Source organism: Euryarchaeota archaeon, from assembly GCA_016207515.1.
Taxonomy (GTDB): Archaea; Thermoplasmatota; SW-10-69-26; order JACQPN01; family JACQPN01; genus JACQPN01.
The window spans coordinates 178,619-194,104 of sequence record JACQPN010000022.1 but is presented as its reverse complement, the minus strand read 5'-3'; the positions used below and the strand labels follow the sequence as shown (position 1 = coordinate 194,104).

12 protein-coding genes, 1 tRNA gene, 2 rRNA genes and 1 other annotated feature are annotated in these 15,486 nt (G+C 60.7%); of the genes, 10 read left to right on the top strand and 5 right to left on the bottom strand.

The window, feature by feature from the left end:
- Window position 1 precedes the first annotated feature (1 nt).
- Window positions 2-1,217: a sequence feature (possible 16S ribosomal RNA but does not have good blast hits on one or both of the ends), on the top strand.
- 432 nt (window positions 1,218-1,649) lie between these two features.
- The 4 genes from HY556_10275 (at window position 1,650) to HY556_10260 (ending at window position 6,321) form a co-directional block, all read left to right on the top strand.
- Window positions 1,650-1,721, top strand: a tRNA-Ala gene (locus HY556_10275).
- A gap of 290 nt (window positions 1,722-2,011) precedes the next feature.
- Window positions 2,012-4,882, top strand: a 23S ribosomal RNA gene (locus tag HY556_10270).
- Between the two features lie 315 nt (window positions 4,883-5,197).
- Window positions 5,198-5,317 (top strand): 5S ribosomal RNA (gene rrf, locus HY556_10265).
- Window positions 5,318-5,619: 302 nt separating this feature from the next.
- Window positions 5,620-6,321 (top strand): ZPR1 zinc finger domain-containing protein, encoded by a 702-nt coding sequence (locus tag HY556_10260; GenBank protein ID MBI4394160.1) that lies wholly within the window; start codon window positions 5,620-5,622, stop codon window positions 6,319-6,321.
- 15 nt (window positions 6,322-6,336) lie between these two features.
- On the opposite strand, the gene HY556_10255 is transcribed toward HY556_10260, so the two are convergent.
- Window positions 6,337-6,948 (bottom strand): winged helix-turn-helix transcriptional regulator, encoded by a 612-nt coding sequence (locus tag HY556_10255; protein ID MBI4394159.1) that lies wholly within the window; start codon window positions 6,946-6,948, stop codon window positions 6,337-6,339.
- A gap of 83 nt (window positions 6,949-7,031) precedes the next feature.
- On the opposite strand from HY556_10255, the gene HY556_10250 reads away from it, so the two are divergent.
- Window positions 7,032-7,454, top strand: coding sequence for a metallopeptidase (locus tag HY556_10250; GenBank protein ID MBI4394158.1), 423 nt, complete (start codon window positions 7,032-7,034; stop codon window positions 7,452-7,454).
- A 76-nt stretch (window positions 7,455-7,530) separates the two neighbouring features.
- Window positions 7,531-7,815: a hypothetical protein gene (locus HY556_10245; protein MBI4394157.1), complete on the top strand. Its 285-nt coding sequence runs from the start codon at window positions 7,531-7,533 to the stop codon at window positions 7,813-7,815.
- A gap of 45 nt (window positions 7,816-7,860) precedes the next feature.
- On the opposite strand, the gene HY556_10240 is transcribed toward HY556_10245, so the two are convergent.
- Complete coding sequence (locus tag HY556_10240) at window positions 7,861-8,298, bottom strand: hypothetical protein (GenBank protein MBI4394156.1); 438 nt, start codon at window positions 8,296-8,298, stop codon at window positions 7,861-7,863.
- 170 nt (window positions 8,299-8,468) lie between these two features.
- Here HY556_10240 and HY556_10235 point away from each other — a divergent pair, with 170 nt between their 5' ends.
- Window positions 8,469-8,960 (top strand): response regulator, encoded by a 492-nt coding sequence (locus tag HY556_10235; protein ID MBI4394155.1) that lies wholly within the window; start codon window positions 8,469-8,471, stop codon window positions 8,958-8,960.
- A 76-nt stretch (window positions 8,961-9,036) separates the two neighbouring features.
- On the opposite strand, the gene HY556_10230 is transcribed toward HY556_10235, so the two are convergent.
- From HY556_10230 to HY556_10220, 3 genes are all read right to left on the bottom strand, one after another.
- Entirely contained in the window at window positions 9,037-9,822 is a 786-nt protein-coding gene (locus HY556_10230) for a hypothetical protein (GenBank protein ID MBI4394154.1), read from the bottom strand.
- Window positions 9,822-11,633, bottom strand: coding sequence for a PAS domain-containing sensor histidine kinase (locus HY556_10225; GenBank protein ID MBI4394153.1), 1,812 nt, complete (start codon window positions 11,631-11,633; stop codon window positions 9,822-9,824). Before HY556_10225 ends, HY556_10230 begins: the two co-directional genes overlap by 1 nt.
- 98 nt (window positions 11,634-11,731) lie before the next feature.
- On the bottom strand, window positions 11,732-13,012 hold the full coding sequence (locus HY556_10220; protein MBI4394152.1) for a PAS domain-containing sensor histidine kinase: 1,281 nt from the start codon (window positions 13,010-13,012) through the stop codon (window positions 11,732-11,734).
- A gap of 163 nt (window positions 13,013-13,175) precedes the next feature.
- On the opposite strand from HY556_10220, the gene HY556_10215 reads away from it, so the two are divergent.
- The 3 genes from HY556_10215 (at window position 13,176) to HY556_10205 (ending at window position 15,457) form a co-directional block, all read left to right on the top strand.
- Window positions 13,176-13,550: a roadblock/LC7 domain-containing protein gene (locus tag HY556_10215; protein ID MBI4394151.1), complete on the top strand. Its 375-nt coding sequence runs from the start codon at window positions 13,176-13,178 to the stop codon at window positions 13,548-13,550.
- 87 nt (window positions 13,551-13,637) lie between these two features.
- Window positions 13,638-14,735 (top strand): ATP/GTP-binding protein, encoded by a 1,098-nt coding sequence (locus HY556_10210; protein MBI4394150.1) that lies wholly within the window; start codon window positions 13,638-13,640, stop codon window positions 14,733-14,735.
- Window positions 14,732-15,457 carry a hypothetical protein gene (locus HY556_10205; protein MBI4394149.1) on the top strand — a complete coding sequence of 242 codons (726 nt, stop codon included), beginning with the start codon at window positions 14,732-14,734 and terminating at the stop codon, window positions 15,455-15,457. Before HY556_10210 ends, HY556_10205 begins: the two co-directional genes overlap by 4 nt.
- Window positions 15,458-15,486: the final 29 nt, after the last annotated feature.

Below are 15,486 nucleotides of genomic sequence, written 5' to 3'. Positions count from 1 at the left end.
TCGACGGGTACGGGCTATGGGAGTAGTCGCCCGGAGATGGACTCTGAGACACGAGTCCAGGCCCTACGGGGCGCAGCAGGCGCGAAACCTCCGCAATGTGGGCAACCACGACGGGGTAACTCCAAGTGCCGGCACTAAGTGCCGGCTGTTTTCTTGTCTAAAAAACAAGGAGAGTAAGGGCTGGGTAAGACGGGTGCCAGCCGCCGCGGTAATACCCGCAGCCCAAGTGGTGGCCGTTATTATTGGGCCTAAAACGTCCGTAGCTGGCTTCGTAAATGCCTGTGTAAATCGTGTCGCTTAACGACACGAATTGCGGGTAGACTGCGAGGCTCGGGACCGGGAGAGGCCAGAGGTACTCCTGGGGTAGAGGTGAAATTCTGTAATCCTGGGGGGACCACCGGTGGCGAAGGCGTCTGGCTAGAACGGCTCCGACAGTGAGGGACGAAGCCCTGGGGCGCAAACGGGATTAGATACCCCGGTAGTCCAGGGTGTAAACGCTGTGGTCTTGGTGTCGGGAGTCCTACGTGGGCACCCGGTGCCGGAGAGAAGTTGTTAAGACCACTGCCTGGGGAGTACGGCCGCAAGGTTGAAACTTAAAGGAATTGGCGGGGGAGCACCGCAACGGGAGGAGCGTGCGGTTTAATTGGATTCAACGCCGGAAAGCTTACCGGGTTCGACCATTAGATGTGGGCCAAGCTGATGACTTTGCCTGAATGATGGAGAGGTGGTGCATGGCCGCCGTCAGTTCGTACCGTAAGGCGTTCTGTTAAGTCAGATAACGAACGAGACCCATATCCACAGTTGCCACCCCCAACTCCGGTTGGGGAGCACACTGCGGAGACCGCTTCTGCTAAAGAAGAGGAAGGATTGGGCAACGGTAGGTCAGTATGCCCCGAATTACCCGGGCTACACGCGCGCTACAAAGAGCGGGACAATGGGTAACGACCCCGAGAGGGGAAGTCAATCCCGAAACCCGCCCATAGTTCGGATCGAGGGCTGCAACTCGCCCTCGTGAAGCTGGATTCCGTAGTAATCGCGGCTCAAAATGCCGCGGTGAATATGCCCCTGCTCCTTGCACACACCGCCCGTCAAACCATCTGAGTCGGGTCCAGGTGAGGGTGCCTCTACCTGGGACATTCGAACCTGGATTCGGCAAGGAGGGTTAAGTCGTAACAAGGTATCCGTAGGGGAACCTGCGGATGGATCACCTCCTAAGCGCCAAACTCCGGCGTGTGCGTCGACGTACGTCACGCGTGCGCCGGAGTGGCAAAATTTTCCTCCGATGATTTCCTCGGAGGAATCTCAGTCCAACCTGCGCACTACTCGAAAAGTGCATTGCGCGGGGCTTTCGAGCACCTAAATCCACGCGAAGCGTGGACGAAATGGACGAGGCATGGGCCGAGTCCATTGAGTCTTGGAACACGACGAAGCGCCTTCCAAGGCGCGAGGCGTGTTTCAACAGCAACGAGAATTGGTTTCCTCTTGACAAGATTGATACGGATGATGGGGATTCGAGAACCCCTTCGCTGCTTGCGCGCCCACCAAGCGCGGCTGACGCCGCGCAGGGCTCGTAGACTTCGAGGACTTCGCCACGCTGAAGTGGCTCGTCCTCTCGTCTCCGAGCCCGAGTCCGCGCGAAGCGCGAATTCGGGCTCGTAGATCAGCGGTAGATCACTCGCTTTGCAAGCGAGGGGCCGCGGGTTCGAATCCCGCCGAGTCCATTTTCGCACGGGCGAAAATGGATGAGCGCGATCGGCATGGGCCGATTGCGCGAAATCCGAGCACATCGCGAAGTGCCTTCCATGGCACGAGCGATGTGCGAGCCGACGAGGCTCGTCGATCCTTCACTCTCAATCGCCCTCGCGGGCAACCGCGCGGGGTTTACCGATTGAACACGTGCACCCGCGGAAGATGGAATTCCCCGGGGAAGATGGCCTAGCGCCGAGAGGCGTGATGATGGTCTGTGCATACGCAACCTGGACGCAAATTGAGTCGACATTACTAGGACGGCTGTTACGCCGTCTGGTGGATGGCTCGGCTCGGGCGCCGATGAAGGCCGTGCCAAGCTGCGAAATGCTGCGGGAAGACGCATGGAGTCACTGATCCGCAGATCGCCTAATCGGACATCCTTACTTCTTCGGAAGTAGTTCGCATCCGCGAACGGGAACCTGCCGAAGTGAAACATCTCAGTAGGCAGAGGAAGAGAAATCAATCGAGATACCGCTAGTAACGGCGAGTGAACACGGTATAGGGCAATCCGAATCCCCACGCGACGAGTGTGGGGAGATGTGGAGTACCTTGGGCCCCTTTATTCCCGACCGTCGCAACCCGAAGTCCTCTGGAACGAGGTACCATAGAGGGTGATAGTCCCGTAGGGGAAACGACGAGGGAGAGTGAGGGAGTCCCGGAGTAGCGTGCGTCGGAAATCGCGCGCGAAGACCGGGGGCATTAACCTCGAACCCTAAATACGACCCGAGACCGATAGCGCAGTAGTAGCGCGAGCGAAAGCTGAAAAGTACCCCTAACGGGAGGTGCAAAGTCCCTGAAACCAGACGGTTACAGACTGCCAAGGCGTTAAAGCGAAGAAGCCGCCGGAAGGCGGTGGAGCAGCGTCTTGTCGTACGTGCTGAAAAACGGCCCAGGGAGTTCTGGGCGATGGCGAGGTTAACCCGATAATCGGGGAAGCCGTAGCGAAAGCGACATGTCCGCAACATCCGCAAGGGTGCGAGGGACGCCGTGCGCTCGCGGGGAGTCATCGTTGGGAAACCCGAAACCGGTCGATCTATACGGTGGCAGGCCGAAGCCCTACGAAAGTGGGGTGGAGGGCCGAGCGGTTTTTGACGTGCAAATCATTCCGTTGACCTCCGTATAAGGGGTGATAGTCCAATCGAGACCGGTAATAGCTGGTTCCACCCGAGACTGCTCGCAGGCAGACCTCGGCAGAGACAGGCGGTGCGGTAGAGCACTGATTTGGGATTTAGGAGGCGAAAGCCTTCGGTTCCTTGTCAAACTCCGAACGTGCCGCCGTCGAAGAAGCCGGGCAGTGAGGGACTCTGGGGTAAGCTTGGGTTCCGAAAGGGGAATAACCCAACCTGTAGTTAAGGGCCTCAAGTGCCGGCTAAGTGCTAAAAACGGAAGGGCGTCCATGGTCTAAGACAACTAGGAGGTGTGCTTAGAAGCAGCAATCCTTCAAAGAGTGCGTAACAGCTCACTGGTCGAGATCATGGGCCCCGAAAATGGACGGGGCTAAGCCGGCCCCCGACACTATAGCGCACCGAAAGGTGATCGAGTAGGGTGGTGTCCTGCGTGGGTAGAAGCGGGGCTTTAAGGTCCCGTGGACCGCGTTGGAACAAGAATCCTGGGGTAAGTAACAGCAAACTGCGGTGAGAATCCGCAGCGCCGGAAGGGCCAGGTTTCCTCGACGATGATCGTCAGTCGAGGGTTAGTCGGTCCTAACGGAGTCCTTAACCGAGACTCTGGAAAGGGAAGCAGGTTAATATTCCTGCACCGGGGCGTGTTTTGCCCCACCAGAAACGCATCGGGCTATTTGGAACGGGATCGTCTTCCCGTTCAAGCGTATAATCCGGGGGAGAATCGTAATGATGAGAACCTGGAGAAAGCGCGAGTAGGCCTCCTTCGGGAGGCTTCTGATGATGCCTGGTGCCCGTGAAAATCTGATGGGGGTCGCACGTTCCGCCCGTACCGAGATCTGACACAGGTGCCCCTGGCTGAGAAGGCCAAGGCGTGTCGGACCTAACGGATGTGAGGGAACTCGGCAAATTAGCCGCGTAACTTCGGGATAAGCGGTGCCTGCCACGAAAGTGACAGGTCGCAGAGACTAGGGCGCTCCGACTGTTTAACCAAAACACAGGTGACCGCAAGAGCGAAAGCTTGAGTATGGTCGCTGAATCCTGCCCAGTGGCGGTATCTGAAAACCGGGTCCAACCGGACGAAGGACCGCTAAACGGCGGGGGTAACTATGACCCTCTTAAGGTAGCGTAATACCTTGCCGCTTAATTGGCGGCTTGCATGAATGGTCCAACGAGGGCGCTACTGTCCCCACATCCAGGCCGGTGAAAACGACTTACTGGCGAACAGTCCAGTACCCTCCAAAGGGAAGCGAAGACCCTGTAGAGCTTTACTGCAGCCTGTGGTTGCTATACGGAATCGATTGTGTAGAGTAGGCGGGACTCGCCGAAACCTGGCCGCTAGGTCGGGTGGAGAGGCCGATGAAACACCGCCCTCTCGATTCTGTATGGCTTACTTCTTCGGAAGGACACCCATAGGTGGGCAGTTTGGGTGGGGCGCCACACGCTCGAAAGGATATCAAGCGTGCCCAATGGGTAGCTCAGTCGGGTCAGAAATCCGACGTAGAGTGTAAAGGCAAAAGCTACCTTGATGCCGAACAGCCCAACAACGTTCGGCAATGTGAAAGCAGGGCTTAGCGAACCAATCAGGCTTCTTAGTGAGGCCGATTGATGACAGAAAAGTTACCTCAGGGATAACTGAGTTGTCTTCAGCAAGAGCCCATATCGACCTGAAGGCTTGCTACTTCGATGTCGGTTCTCTCCATCCTGGTGGTGCAGCAGCTGCCAAGGGTGGGGTTGTTCGCCCATTAAAGGGGATCGTGAGCTGGGTTCAGACCGTCGTGAGACAGGTTTGTTGCTATCTTTTGGAGGCGTCCATGTCTGAGGGGAAGGGGCCCATAGTACGAGAGGAACTGGGCCTCGCGGCCTCTGGTCCATCAGTTGTCTGACAAGGCATCGCTGAGCAGCTACGCCGCAAGGGATAAGGGCTGAAAGCATCTAAGCCCGAAACCCGCCCCAAGACGAGACATATAGACTCTCATAGAAGATGAGGTTGATAGGACGGGGGTGTACGTACCAAGCTTCGGCGAGGTATTCAGCCCGCCGTTACTAATCGTCGTGTCGTCCTAAGTGGTTGACTCAATCAGATGGCTCCGCAAGGGGTCGTCAAACGGGTTAGTAGTCGGATCCATGTCGAGGTCCGATGAATTGCGTATGCAATCAAACGAGTGGCATCCTCGCCGACTCCAAGTCGGCGAGGGCGAGATGACGGAGCGCAAGCGAAGTCATCGAAGAGATGTCACTCATTCCAAATGATCCACACATCGGGATTGCCGGTGATCGTGGATCGCTCGGGCCGTCGGGCTCGAGACTTACTTTGGGGTGGGTGGTATGACGGTCATGGCGGTGGGGTTCACCCGGTCTCATTCCGAACCCGGCAGTTAAGCCCACCCGTGTAGTCGCCTGTACTGGGGTACGCGAGTCCCCGGGAAGGTCACCGGTCGCAAGACCGGCTCGCTATGCCGGCTAGTTCTGGAGCCAAGTATGCAGGGGGCAACTCCTGCATATGCGGTAAACCAGGGCGTTTTGACGTCGGATGTTAGCCCGCTACGCTGTCAACCACCCATTTCATCTTCATGCCATGGTGACCGAAGAGCCGCAGGTTCCGAAGGCGGCGACCTTTTGGTGGACCTTTTGGCCACGGCGCAAGCGTGGCTTGCGCCTGGCCGAGCGCACCGAAGGTGCGCTACGGTGAAAAGGTCCCTGGCAACCACCCATTTCATCTCATTTTCCCTCCAACCGCTCAGGGTGAATGAGGTTCCGAAGGAAAGGAGGTCACTCGCTTCTCATCGACCTTTGCGCAAACCGTCATGATGCAACTTTCCTTGAAACGCTGCGGGACAAGTATTATTGGCACCGCGTGATTCGCGTCATCGTGTCCCACCCGATGAAGGTCAACGCCGATTGCCCGGGTTGCGCTCGGCCCGGCATCGATATGCGCTCGGATCTCGTGGACGAGCCCTACTTCGGTGAGGTCCTTTACACGGTCCTGAAGTGCGAGCATTGCGGGTTCCGTCACACGACGTCGGTGATAATGCACCAGGGAGCACCGACGCGGACGTCGTTCAGGCTCTCCGAGACCGACGACCTCGCAGTCCGGGTGGTGCGCGCGAACAGCGCGACCATCCACGTGCCGGGCCTCGGTGTGACAATCGAGCCGACGTCGATTTCGGAGTCCTTCGTCTCGAACGTGGACGGGATCCTTGCGCGCGTCGAGGACATCCTGAAGCGCGTCCTTGTGCTCGCGGACCACGAGGCTCAGCGCCAAAAAGCGGCAGAACTCATGGAGCGGATCCTCATGGCGCGCGCGGGCGAGTTTACGTTCGAGATAATCCTCGACGACCCGTTCGGGAACTCGGACATCGTCTCCGAGAAGAGCGAGCGCCGGGCCTTGACACCGCAAGAGGTGGAGACGCTTTCTACAGGAGTGCACGTGTTCGACGTCGAACGATGATGCGGATCGTAGGCGTCACACGTTCTTGTTTCGGTCTTTCTTCAACTGCCAATACCCGAGCGCCAGGATCAACGCGAAAAGCACAAGGAGCGCGGTCGCGAGGTAGAGGAGCGTTGCGTCGGTCGCTGGAGCGCCTTGGGACGCAGTGTCGCCCGACCGGCCTGCGAGGTCCTGTTGCGTGCCCGCGCCCGACGATGATGCGCCGGTGTCTTGCGTCTCAGGCGCCGAGGCCGGCGGGGACGCAGCTTCGTCTTCACCGGGGATCCTGCTGGCGGCCTGCGCGAAGTAGAGCCACAGGGAAAGGAGAGCCGTTGCAAGGGTGGCCGTGCCGGTGGAAAGCATGAGTGCGATGGTGATCTTTTCTGGGTGGAGGATACGTTTTCCCCGCCAAGTCAGCTGGTAGTAGACCCATTTCCGTTCATCTTCGAGGCGTTCGGCGAGGCTCGCGGCCGCGAGTTTTTCGAGGTGTTCGAGGAGGGTCGCTTTGTTGAGAGCCGTCTCCCTCGAAAGCTCCGAGACGGTCATTGGCCGCCGGTCGAGGAGCTTCATCACTTGGAGGCGGGTGTCGCTCGCGAGTGCTTTGAAGGCTTGCGCGTCGAGCGTTATCTTGCCTTCGTCCACATCCATGGTTCCGACTTCCTGGAATATAGACTTGGTGGGCCGATCCCTCTTCGGAAGCCTGAATACGCCGTATCCTCGTCTTGGCGTCGATGGGACTCCGATTCGAACCAGCGCCGGACATCCACGCCCGCCTCGAGGAAATCTTGCTCGGCTTGGAGCTCGGGCACGTGGACCCGGTCCGGATCTTCTGCATGAGGTCGACGGGTTCGAAGGCCCGGATCTATGCCCGTATTTATGCTCTTCCGAAGATCCAACAGATCGCGTTCGCGTTGCCGCCGGCCTACGTCATCGAGTTCCTTTCCGAAAAATTCGATTCGCTGCCCCAGGAGGAGAAGGATCAGACTATCATCCACGAGCTTCTCCACATTCCGCGGACGTTTTCCGGGGCGATAGTCCCGCACCGGCACGCTGGGAGACGCATCGACCGTCGAACCGTCGGGAGCCTCTATAGGCAATTGATGATAAAAGGAGGCCTTAAAAAGGCCGGAGCGGCGACGGCGCGCCTTATATAACATCGCGGAAAACCTATAAGACGGATGACCGCCCAACTACTACCCAATCCTTTGTAGTTTTTCGGGTGGTGTAGACGTGTCGAAGGCAATCGATTTCGGGTTTGACGCGCGGGTCGTGAAGGATTGGAACAACGAGGAAGTCGGGCGGATTGTCTCCACAGAGGTGGACCCGTCGACAAGGACAGTGAAAAGCCTCGTGATCGGGCTTAGCGCCGATGCGAAAGGCAAACTCGGCGCTAACGAGGCCGTCGTGACGGTCCCGATGAACATGGTCTATGGCATCAGGCGTAACGAAGTGATGCTCGACCGTTCCGTGTCCGAATTGAAACGGATTGATTTGGTCCAATCCAAGATCATTTAGGCGCGGACCCCGCCAAAAAGGCGCGGATGTCTGCCCCGCGTCCCATCAGGGGACTTGTTGCTCAATGTCATTCTCGGCTCGGAGTTCAATCGTGAGAAAGCGGGCGCCGGAGGCAGAGCCGGGCTCGATTCTTCCCGTGTAGACCTTGTTCCTCGCTCCCCCGACGGCACCTTCGAAGAGGCCGGCAAGGACCCCCTGAAGGGCCCTTCGCTCGATGTGGTCAAAGTCGGGCGAATCGATACGCACGACAAACGTGTCGCCATCGTCGCGGACGACTTGGCACGGGCGGCTAAGCATGTCTTGGACCTCTTGGAGCACCGGCTCAAGGCCTTCGCCCTCGTGGCGCTTTGCGAGCCGCCGGCCTTCCTCGACGGCCCCATGGTGGAACATCGTGTACGAGGCGCTTTCTCCAAGGATGTCGCAGACGTCAAGAACGAGGCTTTCAATGAGGTGCGTCGCATCGCGTGCCAATTCTTTCCCCACGTCCGGTTGCGTTCGCCCCTTATTTACTCCTCGATCGAGGAACTATTTGACCCTTGGGCCCCCGGGCCCTCGAGGCCCCGCCGTTTCGACGCGCTTTGGGGGCTACGAAGCAAAACAGTTATGGCCGAGGCAAGGGTGTACGAGGGGATGGTAGGTCGTGTTTTTTCCCGATGGCAAAGTCCGCGCGCGAGACCGACGACATGACGGCCCTGAGACCGCACGGAGTCCTCATCGTAGACGACGAAGTAGACATCCTGGAGTCCCTTAGCGACCTTTTTTCGGCATCGCTTGACAATGCCGAGATATACACGGCGGAATCGGGGGCCCGCGGCTTGGAGATCCTTCGCGCGCACGCCATCGACCTCATCGTCGCCGATTACAAGATGCCCGGCATGAACGGGTTGGAGTTCCTCGGGAAGGCCAAGGAGCTCGCACCAGGGGTCCCGCGCGTTCTCGTGACGGCGTTCCCGGATCTCGACATCGCGATAAAGGCGATCAACGACGCGGGGATCGAGAATTTCTTCACGAAACCCATCGACCCGAACCAGATCATGGAGGTCGTGCGCGCAATACTTGCCGAGCGACGCACACGCGAGCTGCGCGACCGGTCTTTCGCGCGCTCTCTTGACGTCTTGCGAAAAAGGAACCAGCCCGAGAAATGATCGGGCCGGCCCCGGGGGAAGCGCTTGGCACGGGAGCGGCCTCGCGGGTCCTCGACGAATTGGTCGCTGTCGCCCCTCACGGCGTGCTCGCCGCATTCTGTGCCTCTTCATCGGCGATCGAGCGGACCCCGAAGCGCCTTCTCACCCACGCCGGCGGCAGGTATGCGGCGAGTATGGTGAGTGTTGCGAGAAGGCCGATGGAACGTGAGAGCAGCTGCCACCAATCCTGGGCCGCAAGACCCGATGCCGCGCCTAGGAAGGCGCTGAGGAACCAGACGATGATGCTCGTCGAGACCAGGAGCACCCGGTACTTCTGGGTCGCTTCCGTGACGCGGAAGAACAGCGTGCCGTACGCGGCTGACGCCAGAATCTGGGGGAAGGTGAGCAGGACCACGAGGATCGTGACCAATGGCCCGTCGATCGGCGTTTCGTAGCGCAACGTGGCCCGCCAGCTTTCCACCTGCACCCCCGCGGGGCCGCTTGCCGTCACGTAGTAGACAAGGAGCATGAAGTATGCCAGATAGAAGGCCGTGAGCGCCCATAATGCGCTGGATCGTCCCGTGAAGATGTAGACGATGTAATAGAGAAGCGCCCAAAGCGCGATGCAGACGACTAGCAGGTTGAGGTACGTCGCGGCGAGGATAAGTGCCACCTCGTTACCGCCCAAGGCGGCGTGGGCGGTGGTCCCCGCGGTTATGACACTGCTAGCGCCAAGCGCGTACCACCAGAGGGAGAAGAGGCCGGCTGCGAGGCCCGCCTCGCCTTCGACGCGGCGGCGAGAAAGGCGCCATCCAACGTAGGCATACACGAGGCCGGCGACGGCGGCGAAGGCGGCGCTCGCGATGAGCGTCGTTTCCGACATCAGATCAACTCCTTCGCCCTCTTGGCGAGGCCTTCGCGCCGCTGCTCCGGGACGGGTTCGAGGGGCTTTTGCGGTTTCTGCGCCTCGGGCCCGATGGGGAGGCTGAAGCTGAAGGCGGAACCGAACCCGGGCCCGGTGCTTTCGCACCACATGCGCCCGCCGTGGAGTTCGACGAGGCTTCGACTTATGTAGAGGCCGAGGCCGGTCCCTGCGTCCGTCCGTTGCATCGGGTCTTGGACCTGGCTGAACGGTTTGAAGAGCCTCTCCATGTCCTCCGGGCGAAGGCCCGCGCCCGTGTCTCGCACGGTGACCACCGCGCCCGCGCGGTCCCTCGTCGTCTCCACCGACACTCGACCGCCCGTCGGCGTGAACTTCAAGGCGTTGCTGAGGAGGTTGAAAAGGACTTGGTTGACGCGTTTCGCGTCCGCTTCCACGGTGAGGTCGGGCGTCAACTGCGCCCTGATCTCGACGCCCCCGTTCTTGGCGCCTGCTTGGAACGATTCGACCGCTTCGAGGACGAGCCTGTTGAGGTCGATGGCCTGTTTCTCCACGCCGAGGCGTCCCGCCTGCATGCGCGCGACCTGGAGGACGTCGGCCACAAGCTGTGCCAGGCGGTCGACGTTTCGCTCGAGGATGGTCACGGCCTTCGTCTGCTCCGAGTCGAGGTAGCCCGCTTTTCCGGCCTTGAGCAGGTGGACTTGCAACTTGATCGGTGTGAGGGGCGTGTTGAGTTCGTGGGCGGCCATGTTGATGAACTGCGTCTTGAACCTGTCCTCCTCCTTGAGGCGTTCGAGTTCCTTGAGTTTCGCGACGTTCGCCATCCGCTCCGCCTCGGCACGTCTACGCTCGGTGACGTCGCGCATGATGGCCGTGAAGAACGTCGCGTCCCCGGATTTCCATACCGCCGTGGATATTTCGACGGGGATCTCGTTCCCATTCTTCTGGCGCGCCGTGAGTTCCATGGTCTTCCCTATGACGCGCGCCTCGCCGGTCTCAAGGTAGCGCGTGAAGCCTGCCGTGAAGGCCTCGTGGTACTTCTCCGGCATGAGGACGGTGAGGGGTTGACCGATGACGGCCTCGGCCTTGTACCCGAATATCCGTTGTGCACCTTGATTGAAGTGGATGACGCGTCCGGCCCCGTCCGCGGAGATGATCGCGTCATTTGCCGTCTCCGAGATGCCCCTGAACTTGGCCTCCGCTTCCTCGACGGTCCTCAGGCGTGTGCTCCGCTCGATGACGTCCCGCTCCAAGGCGACGGTCTTCTCCTCGAGCCTCTGACGGGCCGCCGCCTGCGCTAGGGATTCCCGGGCAAGAAGCGCCCCGAGGGCTGCGGCGAAGAGGATGTACGCGACGCGCACGGAGATCTCGGGGATCCTGCCGGTGAACTGCCCGAGGGCGGCCGCCATCGTGATGTAGATCCCAGAGTAGGCGACTCCCGCCGTCACCGTCGCCTGGTAGGAAAAACGGTACGAAATCGCGGCAAGGGAGACGTACCACAGCACATAGAAGGGCGAATCCATGCCGCCGGTCGCGAGGATCCAGAGGGTGATGAACCCCGCGTCTAGGATGGTGATGAACCAACTTGTGAGCAGGAGATCGAAGCGTCTGTACGGCTCGAAAACGACCACCCCGATCGAGTAGACGTTCACGACGGCGATCACACCCAGCGCCACTTGGGGCCACCCGACGTCGCGGTCGAGAAGCGTCACATAGATGATGGAGTTGACGAGCACCACCGAGGCCCTTATAAGAGCGATGTTGCGCTCGGCCGCGAGAATCTCCGCCGTGGCGGCCGCGCCGCTATCGGCCATAGGGTACAATCCTGCGCCAGGGACTATTTATACGGGACGCTAACGAACCCACACCCTTGCGCGCCAGCGCCTTCTCCATGGACCATCGCGACGCTGCTTCAGGCCACAAACTCGAACACCCCTTCAGCAACGTCGCCCTTAGGTATCGTGAACGCGAATGTCGTGCCTCGGCGCAAGCCTTCGCTTTCGCACCAGATGCGCCCGCCGTGTTGTTCGATGATGCCCCGGCAGATGTAGAGGCCGAGGCCCGTCCCCGCGTGCGTTTTTTGCATCGTGTCGTGGACCTGGCTGAAAGCCTGGAAGAGTTTCGGGATGTCCTCGGGCCTGATGCCGAGCCCCTCGTCGGAGACCCGCACGAGGGCTGCGCCGGCCTGATCGCCCATTTCGATCGTGACTCTTCCACCGGCGTTCGAGAACTTGAGGGCGTTGCTCAGGAGATTGTACATCACCTGGCCTATCCGCCGCTTGTCGGCCTTGATGCCGGTGGGCGCGTTGCCCCGGATCTCGAGCGTGACGTTTCCCGTCTTTGCCGGGGCCTTGAAGGAATCAACCGCCTCCTCCACGATGGCCGCGATGTCGGTCTCTTGTCGATCGAGCCTCAACTTGCCGGCCTCGATCCTCGACACGTCGAGGACGTCCTTCACCAGCATGCTCAGGCGTGCCAGGTTCCGGTCAAGGAGGTCTACGGCGTGCTTCTGCTCGTCCGAGAGCGACCCGACGCGGCCCGTGCGGATGAGGTAAAGCTGGAGCATGATGGGTGTGAGGGGTGTCGAGAGTTCATGGGAGACGCTGTTCAAGAGCTGCGTCTTCATCTTCGCGAGGTCCTTGAGACGTTCGTTCGCCGAGCGAAGTTCCTCTTCGACCTGCTTTCTCTTGGTGTTCTCCTCGACGATGTTGTTGAGGAGCTCCGTCTGGAGTTTCACGAGCTCGGCAAGCCTTTCGCTGGTCTTGCGGTACTCGTCGTCCTTTTGCATCAGGGCGGTCACATCCTCGACGGTCGCGTCGTAGAAGACGACTGAACCAACGGCATCGCGCACTGGCACGATGGTCTCACGCGCCGTGAGCGTGGTCCCGTCGCGACGCCGCCACCTGGTCTCGATTCCCCGTGCGCCATGAGATGCAATGTTTCCCAAGAATTGCTTCAGCGCGGTCTCGGGGTGGTGGGGACCGGCGCCGGGGTCTTCGCTTGCGAGCGTCTCCAGCGACTCGTAACCGAGCATCTGGAGGAGTGCGGGGTTCGCGACAAGTATCCGGCCCGACGGGTCGAGGCGGTAGAGCCCCACGGCCGCGTGGTCGAAGATTGCCTCGCGGCTGGCGGGTGTTTCCCGTGCCCGAGCGGTTTTCTGGGTCTCCTTCAGGCTCGCTTCCCCTCTCGCCATCGACCCACCAACGATTAGTGCTTTTTCATCCAGGCGTCGCTCACGGGATTTGCCACACTTCGGGGGCTTCAGGGCTTGAAACCTTGCGGGTCCGCTTCAAGACGGTTAAATACCGGGGAGCACCCTAGCACGATTTGCGCGCCTAAGACGGAGGTCCGCGCGATTGAGCGACAAACAACGCCGCATGCAGGATACGTTGGAGAAACTCGCCGGAGGTAAGGGGATGGTCGGCGCACTGCTTGTCAGCCGCGACGGGTTCTGCCTCATCAACAAGTGTCCCCGCCTTTCGCGCCCCGAGACCTTCAGCGCAATGACGGCCGTCCTCGTCGGTTCCGCCGAGACGGCGATGCTCGAACTCGGGCAGAAGGCGGCGCTTCGGACCATAAGCGAAGAGGGGAACACGCGCGTCGTCGCGGCGGCGGTCAACGAGGAACTGCTCATCGTAGCCATCTCCGAGACGAGCCTGCCCCTGCAAAACGTCGTCACCGCGGTCGAGGATTGCTCAAACGCGGTCGCGAAGATCGTAGCGGGTGGGTGAGGCGCCGCGACCGAGGGCCACGCGCTGGGTATCCAGCAGCTCGACAAACTCCTTGGACCAATCCCTCTTGCCTCGACCCTTGCGTTCGTGAACGACCCCGGCGTCGAAGCCGAGGCGTTCCTCTATCAGGCGGCCGCCTCCTGGATGGGCGATGGGCGCAGGGTCGTCTACGTCGTCACGGCCCGGTCGCCGTCGGGGGTCGTCAAATCGATGGACGACCACGGGTTCGACATCTCGCTCGAAGGGGAGAGGCTCTCGTTCGTCGACGCCTTCTCTGGGCTCATGGGCGCGGTCTCGGAGGCGAAGTACATGCTTGAGGACCCCACGAACCCGGAGTCCTTCGCCGACCTCCTTGAGCGCGCGGCCGTGGAGAACCCGGAGGCACTCCTGATCATCGAATCACTCTCGACGCTCGCAGACACCGCTAGCCCCGAGAAACTGCGCGTCGCGTTCCCACGGATCCTCGCGGCGATGAGACGCTTCCCGCTCGGCGCCGCCGGGTTCACGAAGTGGCCTTACGACGCCGACCTACTCGCCGTCCTCGACGGTTTCGATGCCGTGGTGACGCTCAAGAACGTCGAGGCCCGGGTGAGCTTCGGCCAATACTTCGCGCTGGAGCGCGCCCGCTGGAAAACTGGCATCGAGACACGGCCCCGCCTTTACAAGGTCCTTCGTCCCGGCGGTGTGGTCGTCTACATCCCGAAGATCGTCGTGACGGGGCCGTTCCATGCCGGAAAATCCACGTTCATCCACACGGTGTCCGACAGCGCCGTGAGCGTAAACCGGGTGGGAACGACCGTCGCGATGGACCACGGGCACGTCCTCATCGACGGCCTTTCGGCCGACATCTTCGGGACCCCCGGGCAGGAAAGGTTCGACCCGATCCTTCGCACAATCGCCGGGCAGGCGCTCGGCGTCATCGTCGTCGTCGACTCGACCGACCCCGATTCCTTCCCTCGTGCCCGCGAGATGATGCAACTCACTTGGAAGCAAGGGCTTCCCGCGATAATCGCGGCGTCCAAGCAGGACATGCCGGAGGCATTGACCCCCGACCGCGTCGCGGTCCTGGTCGGCGCCCCCGAGTACGTGAAGTGCGTCGGGTTCGTCGGGACCGAGAGGCAATCCACGAGGAACGTGCTGAAGGAGCTCCTAGAGCAGATCCTCGAGGGAGGTGTGACGGCGTGAAGCTCGCGACCGGCGTGAAGCGGCTCGATGAACTTCTCGACGGCGGGCTCCCACGAGGATCCTCCACCCTCATCTACGGGGCGCCTTTCATCGGCAAGGAGATGGTCGCCCGGGTCTTTCTCCTCGCCGGCATGAAGCAGGGCGTGCCCGGAATAATCGTCCTCACCGATTCCGCCGCGTCGGACGCTCGAAAGGAGTTCCTGGCGCTCGACAAGGACTTCGCGAAGTACGAGAAGGACAACCTCGTGCACTTCGTCGACACATACAGCAAGACCATCGGCGCGGAGGACGCTCTACAGAACGCCGAATTCGTCGACAGCCCCGTGAACCTTAACGCGGTGAGCCTCGCGGTGAACAACGCGCAACGGAAGATCATCGGGGAACACCCGGCGCACCGCCTAGTGGTCGATTCGGTGTCGACGATCATGGCGTACACGAACCCGCAGACGACGTTCCGTTTCCTCCAGGTCTTCCTTGGAAAGACGAAGCGCGCGGGGGCCACGAGCCTCCTCGTCTTGGGAGCCGGTATCCACGCGGAAAACGAGGTGCAGCTTGTGAAGCACCTCGTCGAAGGCGTCATCGAGTTCAAGTCGGAGCAAGGGAAATTCGTCCTCAAGGCCGAGGGCGTGGGCCTTACCGAGAACCGTGGCTGGGTGGAGTACACTTTCAGCAATCAAGGGTTCGACCTCACGGGATCGTTCGCGGCCGGACGCATCAGGTGACCGCGCGGCCGCCCGCACGGCGCAAAGAG